A 17,082-nucleotide genomic window follows, 5' to 3' on the forward strand; every position below is an offset into this window, starting at 1 on the left:
CTGATTGAGTTACGAATTGATTTGTCTCTAGCCGCTTTTTCTGGACGATCGCGAGCTGCTTTTTCCCACAAACTCAGTCTACATTACGAGAAATGCTACCCGTAGATTTACGGCCAGATTTTCTCTATAAAACTTAATAAAAATGTGAAAGATCAGCCTTGAAACCAGGCTTTCAACTCAGAAATCCTATGTTAGTCTGATAGAGAAGAATTTCAAAATTCATTCAATAGTTCGGCCGAATCAACTGCTAAGGTTGGCTCTGTTTCGCTTCGCTGATGTACCCTCTGAAAGCTTGCCTGCTGATTTCTTTTAGAGATCAGGAAGGTCAGGGTTTTTGTTAGCTGAATTTAGTATTTGGGTTCTCCCAAAGATGGGCTATGCCCTCCGAGACTCGTGCTTAGAGAGTGCATTGAGCTAGATTCAGTGTCAGTTGAGCGCTGGGTTCCTATTGGTTTCAGTCTGCTTGTGCAAGTTGTATGAGCAGTATATTCTATCGGCTGTTTATCTCAGCGATCGCCTGTGAGTGGTAGCACTCCAGCTTATTTTTGCATTCTTAATTCTTACATTACCCGCCTTATGAATTACGATTCTATCCCCATCATTATTCCGGTTCTAGCGACAGGGTATCTACTCGCAGTCTATTTGCTGCTGCGGCTGGCACAGCGATCGCGTGCATAGGTCAATGCAGATCACTGTCTAGAGCTAGGGATGGGTGCAGGCGGGATATAGATTCAGCGTTCCCGCTAAGATCACTTTTATACCCCACCCTTTTTATCCCTGGCCCTGATGTCAGCTTGAACTCTTTCTGGCTGTGCTTTCTGGCTTTTACTTAATCTGCCATTTCAAGCGACATGAGCTGCTTTGCCAGGGATGCAATGTCAATGTGCTGCACGATCGGCATACAGCCCAACCACTGAACTGAGAGCGCAGCAAAGCTGTCGGCACAGCCGCTTACACAAAATTGAGTGGGCATTGCCGTGCGCGTACTTCGCAGACCCAGCATTTCAAGTTCTTTTGCCGCCGCTCTCACCAAATGAGCTGCCGGATCAATGAGCTGAATCGAGCGGGGCAGGATCGATTTCAACACGGGTGCAAGGTGCGGGTAATGGGTGCAGCCATACACCAGCGTATCGATCTGCTGCTCTACCAGGGGCGCGAGGTATGCCTTGGCAACCTGACGAGTATAGGGGTCATGAATCCGATTCTGCTCGATCAGCGGCACAAATTCGGGACAACCCTGCTGCCAGACTTCGACATCGGGATTAATTTCCTGAATAGCCCGTCGATAAGCATTACTTGCTGCGGTTGCCGGAGTTGAGATCACCCCAATCCGCCGCCCACGCTGAACAGCTGCTCTGGCTCCCGGCAAAATGACACCCAAAATCGGGATATTAAATTCAGCTTGCACTTGCTCCAGCACGAGAGCAGAACTGGTGTTGCAAGCCATAATCACCATCTTGACGCCTTGCTGCTGCATCCAGAGCATGATCTCCCGGACGAATTGCAGGATCTCAGCTTGAGTGCGAGTGCCATAGGGTAGCCGAGCCGTGTCGCCAAAATAAAGGATTGACTCGTTGGGCAACTGGCGATATAGCTCTCGTAAAACGGTTAAACCTCCTACGCCGCTATCGAAGACCCCTATCCGGGCACGTTGCCGATCGCTTGAGTGAGGAACAGGCTGGACGGAGGATTGCAGAGATGTCATAGGGTGGAATGGTATCGAGGAACCCTGAGCAAGCACTGGCTCAGTCTGATTAGTCTGAACGGAGTTTGTAATCGAAAGTTTCATCCAGGAGACTCGGAAACAAGAGGAGATTAAAGGTCATCAGCGTTAGCAGATCGGTGTGAGGAAGTTAAGACGGTTTATATAATAGACGCTATCCGTAGCAATGGAATAGAGACAAAACGTAACCTTATCCACCCATAGCGTTTTGAGCTGACCGCTAGCGAGGATCTTGAATTGACTCTTGGTTGGCTGCTTGTGCGATTGCCTTTTCACTCTCTGGAGCAGCAGATGGCATTTGAAAGGCGGATCGCAGCAGCGGCGGAGCTACAAAGGTCGTGAGAATCACCATTACAATAATGGCAGCATTGAGTGATTCTGAAAGAACACCCGTAGCAGATCCTACGCCAGCAAACACCAGTCCCACTTCCCCCCGTGGAATCATCCCAATGCCGATCGCCAGCCGATTAATTCCCGGTTGACCGAATACTGCCAGCCCCGTCACCAATTTGCCAATAATGGCAACCACAACCAGAAACGCGGCAATGATGAGCCCTTCTCGATTGCCCGGATCGAAGGGATTCAGCACACTAACATCGGTTCTTGCGCCCACCACAACAAAAAAGATTGGCACAAAGATATCGGCGATCGGAATTACTTGTTCGTTAATCTCGTGCTGTTTCTCGGTTTCTGCCAGAATTAGTCCGGCGGCAAAAGATCCTAAAATTGCTTCTAGCTGAATCGCTGCGCCCACATAAGCCAACACTAAGGCAAAGGCAAACGCAGGCAGAATCAGCTTGCCTCGCGTCTGGATCTTGTTGGTCAGCGCAACAAAGTAAGGGCTGAGCAAGCGTCCGAGAAAAATCGCGCCAACCAAAAAAACGCAGGCTCCTACGATGAGATAAATAACATTGCCAATCTGGATTTCACCCGTTTTTGCCAGACTTGCCACTACCGCCAGCACAATAATGCCCAGCACATCATCTAGCACGGCTGCACCAATAATAATCTGACCTTCTCTGGTACTAAGCTGCTGGATTTCGGCAAGCACTTTTGCAGTAATGCCAATACTGGTTGCTGTGAGCGCAGCCCCCGCAAAGACAGCAGGAACGGCAGGAACCCCAAAGAGTAGGCTCAACCCGGCAGTGCCGATCGCAAACGGAACCGCTACCCCAACGACGGCAACCGCGGCAGCCTGCGGACCGACTTTGATCAGTTCTTTAAGATTGGATTCTAGCCCAATCTCAAACAGCAAAATGATCACCCCCAACTCAGACAGCACCGAGATCACTTCGCTAATTCCAGAGGCGACAGCAGGCGTTTGGTCAGGGGTTAGCCCGGCTGTCGCTTGCAGAAAATCAAGCAGCAGCGAGTTCCAAGTTTGGTCGCCTGCCTGCGGAAAGACTAGCAAATTAAATGCTGAGATGCCAACGACCACGCCACCAACCAGCTCTCCGAGAACTGGAGGAAGATTGAGCCGGGCGCAAACTTCGCCAATTAGCTTAGATGCAAAATAAATCACAACCAGGCTCAGCAACACGCCTGCTAAAACCAGGGGTGAATTTTCTGCTTCCGCTGCCGTTGCCAGAACGGGAACCGAAAGCCTTGAAAGGTCAGAAATCGCCCAAGCCGCGTAATCAACCATGCCGTTGGCAGAACTCATCCAGTCTACTGTACATGGTTCTTCATATAATGCAAAACAGCGGAGGGATGGATATCAAGAAATATGAATAGCTGTATGAATAACTGTCATTTGTGAAGGGTCACCGGTTGTTTGGGACTAACTGGTTTGGAACTAATTGTTCGGGACTAATGATGAGCCAGATGATAGTCATCTGTGAAAGCTGCACTTCGCATCGCTATGAGCTGCAAAGGGTTGAACCAGCGATGAGCTAAGTAGGTCCGTGGGATTAAACATCATCTTCGTGAAATGGATTGGCGCAGCGTAACGCATCATTATTGGAGCTTCATTAGAGCTTCTGGAAATTGATCCGTTACGGCTTTGCTAAACCTAATAACATTGCTAAATGGAAATAGGATTCTCGAATAGGGAGTTCTGCGCTAGAGGCGGCTTGCAACCACCCTTACAGAATTCATCCGTCGAATCAGCAACGCCAAATATCCTCCGGTTAATTACGCCTACCTTCATGAGTAAGCTGATCACAGATGACAAATGACTTTTTTACACAAACACTCGATGATTGAGAGCAGGCATTTGTCGCCGCACCTGTTCTAGGCGAGTAGGCTCGATCACCGCCAGGGCAATTCCCGGCTGATCGCCCGCATCAGACAGAATGATGCCCCAAGGATCGATAATGACAGCGTGCCCGTGGGACTGCCGCATTGCATTGTGTTTGCCCGTTTGAGCAGGCGCGATTACATAGCAGGTGTTTTCGATCGCCCTTGCCTGAAGCAGTACTTGCCAGTGGTCTTTTCCGGTGTAAGCTGTGAATGCTGCCGGAACAAACAGCACCTCTGCTCCCATTTGTGAAAGATGGCGATACAGTTCGGGAAAGCGGACATCATAGCAAACTGACAGTCCTAGATGCCCCAGTTCCTTAGAAGGGTAAACGGGCGGCAGTCGCATTCCGGCAAGCACAGTATTGGATTCCTGATAGGTATTGCCGTCGGGCAGGTTGACATCAAACAGATGCACCTTCTCGTAGCGGGACAGCTCTTCGCCACTGCTACCTACCAGCAAAGCGGTATTGTAAACCTTCCCTGTTTCGCTGGGAACCGGAAAGCCACCTCCCAGGAGTGTGATTTGATAGCGTTGTGCCATCGTTTTCAGGAATTTTTCGCTGCGCTGGGCGATCGTCTCAGCCTGGTCAATCTTGACTTGCTCATCTCCCAAAAACGAGAAATTTTCAGGCAAACAAATCAGTTCTGCGCCTTGCCGCACTGCCAGATCGATTAAATCTTCTGCCTGTGCCAGATTTTTTTCGACGTCTGGCTGACTGTTCATTTGCACTGCCGCAGCAAGATAAGACTTCATAGGAAAAAACCACTCGTAACGATGACAGTTGGGTGGGGATCGCCCGGATATCCTCAGTTTAATGGGTTTAAGGAACCGATCGACGGCTGTTGTAATGATTTCAAACGTTGGATAGATGTGCGGATACTTCGGAGTATCGCTGCTGGTCTAAACTCCGGCGAATTGTTCTTCTAACATACCCGCTAGACTACCCATTGCTTCACAAAGAATTGACGGGGAATGCCGCTGGGCAAAACAATTCTGAAAGGTTTATTTCAAGGGATTTATAGCCTCTGTAATCCTAGTGAACCCTGCGTGAAGCCCCAGTAAATTCTTGTAGGGAGCAACTTGCGAAACTGATTCGATCAGATTTAATCTTGTCAATATCCAGTTAAGTCAGGGTTAAGGATGCATCTTAACTGGACTTGTCCTGACGGTGTTTGGTTTTATCGTGTTTATCCTGCTCGTAATTCTCCCAAGATTTGGTAGCTAACAAGGGTGTACTGTAAACCCGTCATTAAACCAGTCAGTCATTAAGCAAGTTCAGCCTTCGTTTGTTCGGGTGCAGGTCTACTTCTAGATTTTTTCTTCATTTGCAGTCTAAGTCTGCACCTCAGTCAGGTTGTTGTAATTCCACAGCTTGTAATTTCGCATTATTAAATGCTGCGTGAAATTAGGTTGCGTGAACGTCCCGCTTGCATCAGCCGGATAGTTCACTACGCTGCTTTGAACCCACGACAAGCTCTGTTTCTCTGTTATCCCTTGAGTAGAACAGGGTGAATCAGGAAGCAGACTGAAACCGGCTGCCATCAGGAATGTGCGATCTGCGCCAGGAGCAATGGCTCTAACCCACGGTTGTACAGATTTTGAGCATGATGTCAAACCTGCCCCCTTCTACGGCTTCTTCTTCTAGCCCGCTTCACTTTCTTCAGCAGCATCCGCTTTTGCTCGATGCACTCCTGATGAACTGTAACTATGATCTTGATGAGGTGACGCGGCTGATTCAGCCTGCTCTGGCTGCCTCTGATCGCTGTCAGCGAACGCCCTACTATATCCAGGCAGTTGCTGTTGGCAATACACACTTTCTGATGACGAATGCAGCAACCGTTCAAGCCACCGAAATCACCCCCCAGCCTTCAACCTGGCTTGTGGGTCGTAGTCCTGCCTGCGCGATTACGATCGTCAATCGGCTCGTTTCTCGCTGCCATGCGGTGATTGGGTATCAGACAACCTACGGGTTCTATATTGCTGATTTAAGCAGCAGCAACGGTACACGGGTTAATCATCGGCGACTGGTTCCCTCAGAACGCTGTTCGCTTCAGGACGGTGATTTGTTGCAGTTGGGAGGACTCAAGCTAGAGTTCTTCCTGGTTTCGCAGGTGAGGCAGCTCGCGGCGATCGATGAAACGACCTGCTATTGAGTCGTGCTGAAGCGATCGATCGCACAAACCACTTGTACATCCCGCAAGATACAAAACAAGGGCACAGCAGATGTGCCCTCATCCTGCTATTACTGTCTCACCGTCTACTGTTTCACCATCAATGATGATTAGTGATGAATGATTAATGATGCTTTGTCAAGCCAGTTTGGCAAACACGATAACATCTCAGAGCCGCAGACTTTAGCGGAAGCGACGCTTGCGACGAGCCATGACTGCTTTACGCTTGCGCTTTTCGAGCGGAGTCTCAAAATGACGATGGCTCTTGACATCTGCCAGAATGCCCGCCTTGGAAACCTGTCGCTTGAACCGACGCAGCGCTGATTCAATTCCTTCGTTTTCTCCTAAGACCACTTGGGTCATTGCTTGCTGCTCCTTTTCTAAGATGTGAATGAGGTCAATCAAGAGAATTAAGGTTGGGGCGATCGAGTCATGATCAAGTAGGACTGGAGCAATCAAGACTGACAGAATAAAACCTGTGAAATCAGTCCGTGCCAATCGAACGACGACTGCTGCGATCGCTGCTAGACATTTTAAAAAGTCTGAATAGCTTCGGCAACTAACAGCGTTAAGGCGTATCAGATGCCAGACCAGTTATTTTACCCTGGTTTGTTTGGAAAAGTATAGAGGGTGGGGGATGCAGAGGAAGGTGAGGAGTGAAGGGGGTAGGAAACTGCGACGGATAGGCTACTGGACAAATTGGATGGTGGGAACTATGATTGCTGCTACTTTATCGAAGCAGTGTTCAGTAGGCTTAGCATGGTTAAGCATTTGCCGTTGGGTGAGTTGGTCGCGCTGTTGAAGGCAGTTCCGATTCGGATAGAGGCAGTTGAGCATCAGCGTCCGATGCGGATCAGTACCGATAGCCGCAGCTTGCAGTCTGGCGATCTGTTTATCGCGTTGCGGGGTGATCGGTTTGACGGCAATGATTATTTAGGAGTGGCTCAGCAGCAGGGGGCGATCGCTGCTGTTACGGACTGTCCTCCAGCCGATGCTGATTTGCCACTACTGGTTGTGAGGGACGCGCTTCAGGCTTATCAGACGATCGCTCACTGGTGGCGAAATCAGTTTGCAGTTCCCGTAATTGCGGTAACGGGTTCAGTGGGCAAAACAACGACCAAAGAGCTAATCACGGCAGTTTTGGCAACTCAGGGTAAGGTGCTCAAAACACAGGCGAACTACAACAACGAAATTGGTGTCCCCAAGACGCTGCTCGAACTCACCCCCGCTCATGATTTTGCAGTAATTGAAATGGGAATGCGGGCAGCCGGAGAGATTGCCCTGCTGACGCAAATTGCCCGTCCTACAGTAGCAGTCATTACGAATGTGGGAACAGCGCACATCGGCAGGCTCGGCTCAGAACAGGCGATCGCCGACGCAAAATGTGAACTTCTTGCAGAAATGGCTGCGGACGGAGTTGCAATTTTGAACTTTGACAATCCGCGCTTGATGCAAACCGCCGGTTGCTTTGCAGTTCCCGCAGGTGCAAATCGGCTCTGGGCAGGAAAGACAATTTCCTATGGGCTGACGGGTGGCGATGTTTTTGGGCAAATGATTGACCCATCGACTTTACAAGTTAACGAAATGACATTGCCGCTCCCGCTTCCGGGACAGCACAACGCGATGAATTATCTGGCAGCTCTGGCAGTTGCAAAAGCGTTAAACCTTTCCTGGGAGCCACTTCAGCAGGGCACTACGGTAGAACTACCGCAGGGACGGGCACGTCGCCTTACTTTGCCGCCGGATATTGTGATTTTGGACGAGACCTATAATGCAGGGCTGGAGTCAATGATTGCTGCACTGCATCTGCTGGCGCAAACGCCCGGAAGCCGACGGATTGCTGTTCTGGGCACTATGAAGGAGCTGGGCGATCGATCGCCTGAATTTCACCATCAGGTTGGAACCGTAGTGCGGCAGCTTGAACTGGATCATCTGCTGATTCTGGCTGACCTCGCAGAAAGCGAAGCTCTGGCAGCCGGGGCATTTCCCGTACCAACAGAGCAGTTTGATGGCGATGAAGCAGTAATCGATCGCCTCAAAGCCCTGATTCAGCCGGGCGATCGAATCCTGTTTAAGGCATCTCGTGCGGTAGGACTCGATCGCGTCGTAGAAGGATTGCGCCAGGCAGTTTTGTCAACGAATTGGGCTGAAGCTCAAACTGCCTGATTCTTTGCTAGTTGGCTGATGATCGAGCGCGTCCGTTTGCCTGAGCTAACTGAAGCGATTTCACAAACTGAGCTAAGGAATACTCCACAGCAGAACTTGCATCCATTGCTCTCCAGCCATCGGGAGTTCGCTTCAGATATTCAAAGTGCAGGTGCGGTCCGGTAGACATTCCGGTGCTGCCCACGCGCCCAATTACCTGTCCTTGCTGCACAGTTTCTCCGGGTTTGACAAACATCTCGGAAAGGTGAGCATAGAGCGTTTGCGTGTCTTCGGCGTGCTGAAGGACAATTGCTAAACCATAGCCGCCCATTTCGTCTGCTGCTTCAACCCGACCCGAAAACGCAGCCAGCACAGGGGTTCCCATGGGTGCGCCGAGGTCTGTGCCTGTGTGGAGGCGGCTCTGTCCGGTAACGGGGTGAACTCGCCAGCCAAACGCAGAGGTAATCACCGCCGGGATCGAGAGGGGAAAACGTAGATTGACATTGCCCAGCCGAAGCTGCATGGTAGGACGCACGTTCAGATTGTAGTATTCCCGTCCTGAAGGCGTAGTGCGACCGCCTGCACTGTAATCTAGACTGACCGAATTCCAGCCGCCGCTGACTGACCCACTCGAACTTGAAGCATACGAACTTGAAGCATAGCGGACATCTGAACTTGCAATCGGAGCCGGAGGACAAATACTTCCAGGAGCCGCCTGACCGGGTTGCAGCAATGCCTGGCAGCCGGTCGATCGCTCAGACAAAATTACATCTGGCTGGTCGGCGCGAGTTGCCCCCAGACTGTAAGCGGTCGTATCGATATAGTCTGCCTGCGGGTTAAAAGCGGCGGCAGCAGTGTCTGCCAGGTTGGGCGTTACCAGGACTGGAACCTGATAATCAGCAGAAGCAGAGCCGATTGAATCAATCGCTTCTCCGTCAGAAATTAGTGGTTCGACGGGCTCAGGAGCGGTCTGGGTAAGCCCACTTGAAACTTCAGGAGCCGCAACGGGGGCAGCAGGTTCAGGAGCCATCTCAACAGGCACAACCTCAGGAGCTGCATAAACCTCTGGTGCAGGAGCAGGCGGAGCTTCAATCGGTGCAGCAAGATCTGCCGCAGTTTGAGCAACGGCAAGGTTAGGACTAAGTAACCCTATACTGCTCAGACAAATTGCTCCGCTGAGCCAGAGCGAACGCTGATAAAAACGGCTGGTGTGGTGATTTTTTGTCATTCCAGATATCCCTTGCTGCAAACGGCGTTGAAACTGTCCTGCTGAGTGAAGGAAAATCGTGCAGCACTCCCGACACATCATAATCCAGATGTTTCAGAATGTCGCCTGTGTGCCCAATCTACTCATGAGACACATTCACGTAAAACTCATTCACTGATGTGAAAGCGATCGTCGCTCTTTCGATAGAAATTGTTCCCAAACTTCCCTTCCCTTCGCTACTCTCCTACCGGAACCTCATAGCCCAACGTAATGTCCCCTGGCTTTAAACAAACCTCGATCGTTCGATTGTTGCCCAGTTGCCCCCCAGGAGAATCGCTTTTGGGCTGAAGTAATACCCGCAGTTCTCCGGCTGGTGTGATTCCGAGCACTTGACCCGGCATGTTTTGATAATTGACCGATCGCCCGACGTTAATGAGCAGCGATTCGTAGGCAGGCAGAAAAGCGTTGATGTCGCGCTGTTGCCAATAGGTGAGACTGGCAGGGATGCTTTGTAACACGATCGCTGCCAGGGTCTCCATTCGGTCGATCGGCGGGATAGGCGGGACATTCTGTTTCTGAAATACCGTTTGCAGCGAGATTCCAGGATGCGGCACTGGATTTTTCCAGTTGATGCCGATGCCAATTACTGCCTGATGAATTCGTCCCTGCTGAGTTCGGCTTTCAGTCAGGATGCCGCCGAGCTTGCGTCCTTCGATGACCAGATCGTTGAGCCACTTAAGCTGTACCGGAATTTGTCGTTGTCGTAGCCCGATCGCAATTCCCCAGGCACTGGTCAGGGTCAGCAGAGCTGCATTTGCCGCAGGCAGATCCAGGTTCATTCCCAGAGAGAGATACAAGCCTCCGGGGTTAGACTGCCACTGATGTCCGCGCTGTCCACGTCCGGCAGTTTGGGATTGGGCGATCACGGCGACAGACTGCGAAGGGGTTTGTTGCAGGAGGTTCCAGGCGATCGTATTTGTGGAGTCAACGGTGTCGAACAGGTGCAGTGCGAAATTGGGTAGATCTCCGGGTATGGGCAGGTTGATTTGATGCAGTTCTGCCTCTAGCAAGGCGCGATCGAGGGTCATGGTCCTCCATTAATTTTTGTGATTTTGGCGTAAGCTAGCCTCAAGGCGTTTCGCTGTCCAGCTCCTTTTCCCCGGAATTCCTATGCATACCTGGCACTGGCAAACCTGGCAAGACCTACCTTATTTGACCTGTAGCCTGCTGAGGGACTGGTCGCACGGTTTCTTTACACAGCAGTTTTGGGTTCATGCCCCCGAAGATTTAGCAGAAGTTTTACAGCCGACCGCCCAGGTTTACCGGGTTAAGCAAGTTCATAGCAATACTGTGCTGACAGCGGCAGAGATCGATCGCACCTTTTCAGACGATGCGCCCTTAGAAACCGTTGCCGAATCTGATTCTGCCATGTTTCCCGAAGCGGATGGCATTGTCAGTGATGACGCCGATCAGGCGGTTTGGGTCTGTACGGCAGACTGTACTCCGGTGTTAATTGCCGATGCTGAGACTGGACAGGTTGCCGCGATTCATGCCGGATGGCGCGGGACTGCCACCCAAATTGTGCCCAGAGCGATCGAGCGACTTCAGCAGCAGGGCAGCCAGCTTCAAAATCTCAAAATTGCTCTCGGTCCTGCCATTGCCGGAGAAGTCTATCAAGTTTCGCTTCCGGTCGCCGCTCAGATTGGCAGCACGATCGTCTCTCCTGAAAGTTCTGCAGGTGAATCACCCGAGGCTGAGGTCGAAAGCCTGCTCAATGCGTTGAGCCAAATTCCCGATTCTCCTTTGCTGCCTGACCCCCAACCCGGACGAGCCAGAATTGACGTGCGGCGGACGATCGCACTTCAGCTTGAGCAGCTCGGAATTGCCTCTGATCAGGTGTCGATCGCCCCTTACTGCACGTATCAAACTCCCGAATATTTCTTTTCTTATCGGCGAGAACGGCTGAAGAGAGTTCAGTGGTCGGGGATTGTTTCGGCTTAGGGTGCGTCAAAGGTAAGTGCTTCTCCTCGGACATCTAGATTGAATTTGCCGCGATCGTACGCAATCTTGCCGCCTACGATCGTCATGACGGGAAATCCGGTGAGCTTCCAGCCTTCAAACGGGCTCCAGCCGCACTTGGTTTGCAGTTCCTCGCGAAGGACGGGGCGATAGGTATCTAGATCGACCAGTACCAGATCGGCATCGTATCCGGGCTGAATCAGTCCTTTGTTGGGAATTTTGTATGCCCTGGCGACAGCCGTAGACATCCAGTTTGTCGCCTGGGGCACGTGCAGGCGTCCCTGCATTGCCTGGGGCAGCATCAGCGGCAGAGAAGTTTCGACTCCGGGCATTTCTGAGGGCGTGTTAGGGTAGCCCTGCGCCTTTTCTTCGAGTGTGTAGGGGGCGTGGTCGGTGGTAATAAAGTCGAGAATGCCGTCTTTAAGTGCCTGCCAAAGGACTTCGTTATCGTGGGGCGATCGAATGGGCGGATTCATTTGAACAAGCGTGCCAATTTCCCCATAGGCAGCCGTATTCAGCAGCCAGTTGCTAGGGCGTGACTTCTGCCGTGACCCAGGCAGGCTTATCCTGGCGCAGCAGTTCGGCTTCTTCGGCAGTGGAGAAATGCAAAATGCGAAGCCGTCGCTGATATTTTTTGGAAAGAGAGAGGGCAAGCTGCGTGGCGGAAAGGGCTGCCTGATTGTCTTGAATTTGCGAGTGAATTGCCGGATCGGTGATGCCTGCAAACTGTTCGCGTCGCTGTCGAATTCGTGCCTGATCTTCGGCATGAACCGCAATGAGGCGATCGCCATAAGCAAAAATCCGCTCTAGTGCCGCTTCTTGATCAACCAACAGCGCGCCGTGCATCGATCCCATAAAGATTTATGATGCCGCAGGCAGGGTTTGCCTCTAGCAGGTCGGGCGATGCTTCCCCCGTCGCACCGATAAAAAAGCCGTAGTTGACCAGCGATTTTTCTGCTGCTCGCTTCAGCTTATCGTCTAGAGCCGCCTGAGTCGTAGTTAGTGGCTTTGTATGGGGCATCTCCAGAAACGAGGTAACTACTCCCCTTTAGCACAGGCACGGCTGGCAGTAGACAGGTCTTCTTTGTATTCCAGCCCTGGTTCCCGGAAATGTGCCTGCGGATCAATCACGCCTGGCAATAGCGTTAGCCCCGATGCTTCAACGATCTGCACCGCTTCCCCCCGATCATCAGGGGAGATTTCACCGCCAACTTGGGCGATCGTCTTGCCGCGAAGTGGACATCTCCGGTGGTAAACGTGCCGTCTGGCAGAAGAATCCGGGCTTGGCGAATGAGCAGGGAACTGGGTTGCGAAGTTATTAGGTCAATTCAGGGTGAACAATTTCAGGGTGTCATCAGGTTTTGGAAGGCGATCGGGCGATCGATCGTGCAGGATGGCGAAGGGGTCGGGCTATCCCCCAAGCGAACCTCCAAATAAACCAGCCAGATAAACCAAAAAGCCAAAGCAACTATTCTCACCGATTAGAATGGAAAACATGAAATAACCTTGCATTTTGTTAAAGTCTCCACTGAGCAGATGCAGATCTCGACAGCTTGTGAGCAGAAACCCCTGATACTTCAGTCGTTCACGTAGCTTATAGAGACAATTTGCAGAAGAGGGCTATCAGGTGCATCCCGTCCGGTTGATCCTTTTACAACTTTCATGGACTATGATACTTTTCGTCCGCTTTATGCCATAACTAGGGTTTAGTCTTAACGAGAGTTCAGTCTTAGGCTCCAAGCTTGATTTTCTGCTTGAAACCTCTGCTTTAATATTGTGTTTTTAATATTGTGCTGAATTTCAGGCTGCATTGAACTGCTTTCTGCTCTGCATCGGATCACTTTTATCTCAGCATCCATGTCTCATCCTGATCCTAATCTTCCGCCTCATCTTCATTCCACCTCGCCTGATGATTCGGGTATTAGTCCCGCTTCAGATGCTTCGGAGCCGCTCAAAATGTCGTACAAGTCGAATCGCGCCGTACCGCCTCAAACTGAAAATGCCTGGGTGGAAGCCGCTAAAACGATCGGTCTTAGCTTAGTGCTAGCGTTAGGAATTCGGCATTTTGTCGCAGAGGCACGCTACATTCCCTCCGAATCAATGATTCCGACGCTGGAAGTCAACGATCGCCTGATTGTAGAGAAGATTAGCTACCGCTTTAATCCGCCTGGACGGGAAGACATTATTGTCTTTTGGCCCAACGATCGGCTACGGCAGCAAAACCCGGAACTTAAAGATGCCTTTATTAAGCGTGTGATTGGTTTGCCGGGAGAAAAGGTTGAAGTTAAGAACGGCACGGTTTTTATCAACGACCAGTCCCTCAAAGAAGAATATATTGCCGCAAAACCGGATTATCAGTGGGGTCCAGAAGTGGTGCCGCCAGATTCGTATTTGGTGCTGGGTGATAACCGCAACAACAGCTTTGATAGCCATTTTTGGGGCTATGTACCGCGTGAGAATATTATTGGTCGGGCAGTCTTTCGCTTCTGGCCCCCCAATCGGCTTGGCGATATTGACTCCGCACCGTATTATCAACCGGGGCAGGATCAGCCCTCCCCAAATCAACCTTCCCAAGATCAGCCCTCGGAACAGCCTGTTACCCCCTAGATCTTTCAGGCTAAGGATCAAGGCAATGAAGCTTTTTAGCAATCCGGTTGGGAGGCTACTGTCTCGCTGAACCGATCCGCTATAGGATGGATCTGGTTTTAATCTTATTGAATAGAGCGAATCGGTGAGACAAATTCTTATGTTCCGCTATCGGTCATTAATTGCCCTTATTCTGGTTGCGATTACCAGCCTGCTCGTGAGCTGTGGCAACCCAACGCCAACGGCAAAAGCTCCGACTTATACTTCTGATCAAATTGCCCAGATTCAGCAGTACGCCACTCGGCTGCAAACCTTCCGCGATCGAATGCTAGAGCTGCCGCCCCTGGTTCAGCAAAAGCGATGGAACGATGTCGAATCGCTAATTCACGGTCCTCTGGGCGAAATCCGAGCTACGATGCTCCGTTTATCGCGCAATCTGCTGCCTTCTGAGCAGAAACAAGCAGAAGCAGCCGCCAAGGAAACGTTTGAACATCTAATTTTGATTGACGAAGCGGCTCAGGCACAGGACGGGATTAAAGCCTTGCGAAACTACAATGAGCTGTTGAAAGATTTTGACGCTTTTGTAGAGCGGATTCCTTCTTAGGAAGAGACGAGGCGATAGGGAGATGGGGAGCTAAGAGAATAAGATGTCGGGAGTGCAGCAGTGAAAGCAGGAAGAAGAGGCAAGGGTGAGGCGTGAGAACGTGAGCAGCTTTGAAATAAATTTGGAATCAGTAATTCGAGCGTTGCTTAAACTAAAAACTTCCTCAAACCTCCTTTGCCCTTTTGCCCCTGATCTCTTCACCCTTCCCTCATCTCCCTATCCCCTGATCTCCTCATTCTCCGGTAAAAAATGCACATCGCGATCGTTGGCTGTGGCGTGATCGGGGCGATGACTGCCTACGAACTCAGCGGCAATTCAGAATTCAGAATTACGGTGATCGATCGCCAGTTCCCGGTTCAAGGGGCGACGCAAGCTGCGCTGGGTGTGCTGATGGGGGCAATCAGTCAAAAAGTGAAAGGGCGTGCCTGGAATTTGCGGGAGGCCAGCCTGAAGCGATACGAAACGCTGGTTCCTGAATTAGAGGCAGCGACGGGTACAATAATTCCATTCAACCGTAAGGGCATTGTCAAGCTGTGTTTAGCCGATGAGGAGCAGCCTGACTGGGATAGCCTGATTGAAACGCGCCTATCGCAGGGGTGGCGGCTGGAGCGATGGGATTTAACCAAACTGCGGCAGCACTGTCCTCAGGTGACCAGCCCGCGTGTCGTGGGAGCAATTTATTCGCCGGACGATCGCCAGCTCGACCCCAAGACACTTACCCTGATGCTGATTGAAGCAGCTCAGCGGCGCGGCGTTCAGTTTTATTTTGAGACTCAGATTACAGGGTTTGCCTCGGATCAAACTTCATCGGGACTGTGTGCTTGCCACGCGATCGACACTCAGCAGGGCAGATTTGCAGTGGATGCGATCGTCGTCACGGCAGGATTAGGGTCAACGCCTGTTTTGCAGTCTCTCCAGCAGGTTCGATCGCCAGAAGTCGCGGGAGAGAAAGTGGTTGAAGTGCGCCCGGTGCTGGGGCAGGCGGTGCGAATGCGTTTGGCAGAGCCATTGGGAAATCCAAACTTTCAGCCCGTTGTTACCGGAAACGATATCCATTTGGTTCCGTTGGGCGATCGAGAATATTGGGTGGGTGCGACGGTTGAATTTTCCGCAGGTGCGAGTGAAATTTTGCCCGATGCCGATCGCCTGCAAAGGGTGCTAAGCGGGGCGATCGAGTTTTGTCCTGCCCTGGCAGCGGGCGTAACGGTGGAGCAGTGGTCGGGCTTGCGTCCGCGTCCCCATCAGCGTCCTGCTCCGGTGATTGAGCCAATGCCCGGCTACCAGAATGTGATTGTGGCAACCGGGCACTATCGCAATGGAGTTTTGCTGGCTCCGGCAACGGCTCAGAGTGTGCGATCGATGGTTGAAACAATTCGAGCTGTTGCCTCTTAAGGACGATACTCGACCCGTGCAGACAAACGCCGATTGCGAAGCTGATCGACCACCGCTTCAGCTCTTTCTCGATCCTCGTAGCCGCCTGCATTGATGAACGAACCTCTCCTGGAGCTTTGAACAGTTGCTGCTGCCTGCACCTGTCGAGCCGTTGCCAAATTGCTAGGGTCATCACCCGGAATCACTGCCACAAAAGGACCAACGGGCAAGCCGGAAGTGGGCGGCTGAACCGGGATAAAGGGTGGCTGAATGGGAACGAACCCGGAACAGGTTCCCGAAGCAAGGGCATTGTTCGTTTGAGGTCCGGCAATGCCATCCACAATCAGACCGCAACTGCGCTGAAACTGAGTCACGGCACTCACGGTTTCCGGTCCATAAACTCCGTCGACGCTAACGAAAAAGCCTTCTGACCTCAGTGCCTGCTGCAAAGTAAATACTCTTGCACCTTGCTCACCGGGAAACAGGGTGTTGTTAGGTAGCAGGGTTTGGGCGATCGATTGGGAAGAAGCTCCAACTACCGCAGTGAGTACCGCGATCGACAGCAATCCCTGACGTAGAAAGCTTGACATTCGCCGGGGGAGCCTCTTAAATTGCTTCAGTTTAGAAGATACGTTTGGGTCTTGATCAAAGGGAATCGAATGAGTCGTGAATTGCGGTTTCATGGGTTCCTCACTCACTGTTGATACGTGTTGTTGATAAGTAGGGTTGATACGGTCGTTAAGAAGGTGGGTTGAAATAGATTGAGACTCAAGCGAGTCTGGCAAAGGTTCGATCTGATCCATCGAGCCTTGCCTTTTTTCAATCATTTTTCCAGTTGGTTGAACAGAATCCCTATTTCTCAAGTGAAGTAGCGATCGTTTCAACCCTGGCTTAGAGCTTGCTGGAATCCGATCGGAAAAGGACAATTGCGAACCAGAAAAAACGGAAGTCAAGTGCGATTCGGATACCTTCAAGCATTGTTATATATTCTTTATCTTTACTCGAAATTTCGGT

Annotated in this window: 18 protein-coding genes; 7 read left to right on the forward strand and 11 right to left on the reverse strand. The window is 51.3% G+C overall.

Annotated elements, in window-relative coordinates; genetic code table 11:
• Positions 1 to 829: 829 nt before the first annotated feature.
• From murI to H6F80_RS02500, 3 genes are all read right to left on the reverse strand, one after another.
• Entirely contained in the window at positions 830 to 1,705 is an 876-nt protein-coding gene (gene murI, locus H6F80_RS02490) for a glutamate racemase (RefSeq protein ID WP_190790033.1), read from the reverse strand.
• A gap of 238 nt (positions 1,706 to 1,943) precedes the next feature.
• Positions 1,944 to 3,368 carry a cation:proton antiporter gene (locus H6F80_RS02495; protein ID WP_190790044.1) on the reverse strand — a complete coding sequence of 475 codons (1,425 nt, stop codon included), beginning with the start codon at positions 3,366 to 3,368 and terminating at the stop codon, positions 1,944 to 1,946.
• 537 nt (positions 3,369 to 3,905) lie between these two features.
• Positions 3,906 to 4,718: a carbon-nitrogen hydrolase family protein gene (locus H6F80_RS02500; protein WP_190790034.1), complete on the reverse strand. Its 813-nt coding sequence runs from the start codon at positions 4,716 to 4,718 to the stop codon at positions 3,906 to 3,908.
• Between the two features lie 854 nt (positions 4,719 to 5,572).
• Between H6F80_RS02500 and H6F80_RS02505 the strand changes: the two genes are divergently transcribed.
• Positions 5,573 to 6,118 (forward strand): FHA domain-containing protein, encoded by a 546-nt coding sequence (locus H6F80_RS02505; RefSeq protein WP_190790035.1) that lies wholly within the window; start codon positions 5,573 to 5,575, stop codon positions 6,116 to 6,118.
• A gap of 201 nt (positions 6,119 to 6,319) precedes the next feature.
• Here the strand turns inward: H6F80_RS02505 and rpsU are convergent, their stop codons facing one another.
• The gene (gene rpsU, locus H6F80_RS02510) at positions 6,320 to 6,499 is read right to left on the reverse strand and encodes a 30S ribosomal protein S21 (protein ID WP_190504446.1); all 180 of its coding nucleotides are present in this window, start codon (positions 6,497 to 6,499) and stop codon (positions 6,320 to 6,322) included.
• 396 nt (positions 6,500 to 6,895) lie between these two features.
• On the opposite strand from rpsU, the gene H6F80_RS02515 reads away from it, so the two are divergent.
• Complete coding sequence (locus H6F80_RS02515; protein ID WP_190790036.1) at positions 6,896 to 8,302, forward strand: UDP-N-acetylmuramoyl-tripeptide--D-alanyl-D-alanine ligase; 1,407 nt, start codon at positions 6,896 to 6,898, stop codon at positions 8,300 to 8,302.
• A 7-nt stretch (positions 8,303 to 8,309) separates the two neighbouring features.
• On the opposite strand, the gene H6F80_RS02520 is transcribed toward H6F80_RS02515, so the two are convergent.
• A complete protein-coding gene (locus H6F80_RS02520) occupies positions 8,310 to 9,509 on the reverse strand; it encodes a M23 family metallopeptidase (RefSeq protein WP_242067128.1) in 1,200 nt (399 codons plus the stop codon).
• Positions 9,510 to 9,724: 215 nt separating this feature from the next.
• Entirely contained in the window at positions 9,725 to 10,576 is an 852-nt protein-coding gene (locus tag H6F80_RS02525) for a biotin--[acetyl-CoA-carboxylase] ligase (RefSeq protein WP_190790038.1), read from the reverse strand.
• A gap of 82 nt (positions 10,577 to 10,658) precedes the next feature.
• On the opposite strand from H6F80_RS02525, the gene pgeF reads away from it, so the two are divergent.
• Complete coding sequence (pgeF, locus tag H6F80_RS02530; protein ID WP_190790039.1) at positions 10,659 to 11,489, forward strand: peptidoglycan editing factor PgeF; 831 nt, start codon at positions 10,659 to 10,661, stop codon at positions 11,487 to 11,489.
• Here pgeF and H6F80_RS31045 read toward each other — a convergent pair.
• The 4 genes from H6F80_RS31045 to H6F80_RS31060 are packed head-to-tail and all read right to left on the reverse strand — an operon-like array spanning position 11,486 to position 12,680.
• Positions 11,486 to 11,983 carry an amidohydrolase family protein gene (locus tag H6F80_RS31045; protein ID WP_242067129.1) on the reverse strand — a complete coding sequence of 166 codons (498 nt, stop codon included), beginning with the start codon at positions 11,981 to 11,983 and terminating at the stop codon, positions 11,486 to 11,488. The two genes, pgeF and H6F80_RS31045, sit on opposite strands and share 4 nt — an antisense overlap.
• A 52-nt stretch (positions 11,984 to 12,035) precedes the next feature.
• A complete protein-coding gene (locus H6F80_RS31050; RefSeq protein ID WP_242067130.1) occupies positions 12,036 to 12,362 on the reverse strand; it encodes an amidohydrolase family protein in 327 nt (108 codons plus the stop codon).
• The gene (locus H6F80_RS31055) at positions 12,331 to 12,528 is read right to left on the reverse strand and encodes a hypothetical protein (RefSeq protein ID WP_242067131.1); all 198 of its coding nucleotides are present in this window, start codon (positions 12,526 to 12,528) and stop codon (positions 12,331 to 12,333) included. The genes H6F80_RS31050 and H6F80_RS31055 overlap by 32 nt, the downstream gene beginning before the upstream one ends.
• A 17-nt stretch (positions 12,529 to 12,545) precedes the next feature.
• The gene (locus H6F80_RS31060) at positions 12,546 to 12,680 is read right to left on the reverse strand and encodes a hypothetical protein (protein WP_277879013.1); all 135 of its coding nucleotides are present in this window, start codon (positions 12,678 to 12,680) and stop codon (positions 12,546 to 12,548) included.
• Between H6F80_RS31060 and H6F80_RS31065 the strand changes: the two genes are divergently transcribed.
• From H6F80_RS31065 to H6F80_RS02555, 4 genes are all read left to right on the forward strand, one after another.
• On the forward strand, positions 12,662 to 12,829 hold the full coding sequence (locus tag H6F80_RS31065) for a hypothetical protein (protein ID WP_190790040.1): 168 nt from the start codon (positions 12,662 to 12,664) through the stop codon (positions 12,827 to 12,829). The two genes, H6F80_RS31060 and H6F80_RS31065, sit on opposite strands and share 19 nt — an antisense overlap.
• Before the next feature lie 535 nt (positions 12,830 to 13,364).
• On the forward strand, positions 13,365 to 14,114 hold the full coding sequence (lepB, locus tag H6F80_RS02545) for a signal peptidase I (protein WP_518523503.1): 750 nt from the start codon (positions 13,365 to 13,367) through the stop codon (positions 14,112 to 14,114).
• A gap of 124 nt (positions 14,115 to 14,238) precedes the next feature.
• On the forward strand, positions 14,239 to 14,697 hold the full coding sequence (psbQ, locus tag H6F80_RS02550; RefSeq protein WP_199296319.1) for a photosystem II protein PsbQ: 459 nt from the start codon (positions 14,239 to 14,241) through the stop codon (positions 14,695 to 14,697).
• A gap of 249 nt (positions 14,698 to 14,946) precedes the next feature.
• Positions 14,947 to 16,089: an NAD(P)/FAD-dependent oxidoreductase gene (locus H6F80_RS02555; protein WP_190790041.1), complete on the forward strand. Its 1,143-nt coding sequence runs from the start codon at positions 14,947 to 14,949 to the stop codon at positions 16,087 to 16,089.
• Here H6F80_RS02555 and H6F80_RS02560 read toward each other — a convergent pair.
• Positions 16,086 to 16,658 (reverse strand): peptidoglycan-binding domain-containing protein, encoded by a 573-nt coding sequence (locus H6F80_RS02560; RefSeq protein ID WP_190790042.1) that lies wholly within the window; start codon positions 16,656 to 16,658, stop codon positions 16,086 to 16,088. The two genes, H6F80_RS02555 and H6F80_RS02560, sit on opposite strands and share 4 nt — an antisense overlap.
• Between the last annotated feature and the right edge of the window lie 424 nt (positions 16,659 to 17,082).

It is taken from the genome of Leptolyngbya sp. FACHB-711, assembly GCF_014695615.1.
In the GTDB taxonomy this organism is placed as follows: domain Bacteria; phylum Cyanobacteriota; class Cyanobacteriia; order Elainellales; family Elainellaceae; genus Leptolyngbya_A.

Excerpts from the sequence above, each read along its gene's own strand:
- murI (WP_190790033.1), bottom strand. The coding sequence starts at position 1,705 with ATGACATCTCTGCAATCCTCCGTCCAGCCTGTTCCTCACTCAAGCGAT.
- H6F80_RS02495 (WP_190790044.1), bottom strand. The coding sequence starts at position 3,368 with ATGGTTGATTACGCGGCTTGGGCGATTTCTGACCTTTCAAGGCTTTCG.
- H6F80_RS02500 (WP_190790034.1), bottom strand. The coding sequence starts at position 4,718 with ATGAAGTCTTATCTTGCTGCGGCAGTGCAAATGAACAGTCAGCCAGAC.
- H6F80_RS02505 (WP_190790035.1), top strand. The coding sequence starts at position 5,573 with ATGTCAAACCTGCCCCCTTCTACGGCTTCTTCTTCTAGCCCGCTTCAC.
- rpsU (WP_190504446.1), bottom strand. The coding sequence starts at position 6,499 with ATGACCCAAGTGGTCTTAGGAGAAAACGAAGGAATTGAATCAGCGCTG.
- H6F80_RS02515 (WP_190790036.1), top strand. The coding sequence starts at position 6,896 with ATGGTTAAGCATTTGCCGTTGGGTGAGTTGGTCGCGCTGTTGAAGGCA.
- H6F80_RS02520 (WP_242067128.1), bottom strand. The coding sequence starts at position 9,509 with ATGACAAAAAATCACCACACCAGCCGTTTTTATCAGCGTTCGCTCTGG.
- H6F80_RS02525 (WP_190790038.1), bottom strand. The coding sequence starts at position 10,576 with ATGACCCTCGATCGCGCCTTGCTAGAGGCAGAACTGCATCAAATCAAC.
- pgeF (WP_190790039.1), top strand. The coding sequence starts at position 10,659 with ATGCATACCTGGCACTGGCAAACCTGGCAAGACCTACCTTATTTGACC.
- H6F80_RS31045 (WP_242067129.1), bottom strand. The coding sequence starts at position 11,983 with ATGAATCCGCCCATTCGATCGCCCCACGATAACGAAGTCCTTTGGCAG.
- H6F80_RS31050 (WP_242067130.1), bottom strand. The coding sequence starts at position 12,362 with ATGGGATCGATGCACGGCGCGCTGTTGGTTGATCAAGAAGCGGCACTA.
- H6F80_RS31055 (WP_242067131.1), bottom strand. The coding sequence starts at position 12,528 with ATGCCCCATACAAAGCCACTAACTACGACTCAGGCGGCTCTAGACGAT.
- H6F80_RS31065 (WP_190790040.1), top strand. The coding sequence starts at position 12,662 with ATGCTTCAACGATCTGCACCGCTTCCCCCCGATCATCAGGGGAGATTT.
- lepB (WP_518523503.1), top strand. The coding sequence starts at position 13,365 with ATGTCTCATCCTGATCCTAATCTTCCGCCTCATCTTCATTCCACCTCG.
- H6F80_RS02555 (WP_190790041.1), top strand. The coding sequence starts at position 14,947 with ATGCACATCGCGATCGTTGGCTGTGGCGTGATCGGGGCGATGACTGCC.
- H6F80_RS02560 (WP_190790042.1), bottom strand. The coding sequence starts at position 16,658 with ATGTCAAGCTTTCTACGTCAGGGATTGCTGTCGATCGCGGTACTCACT.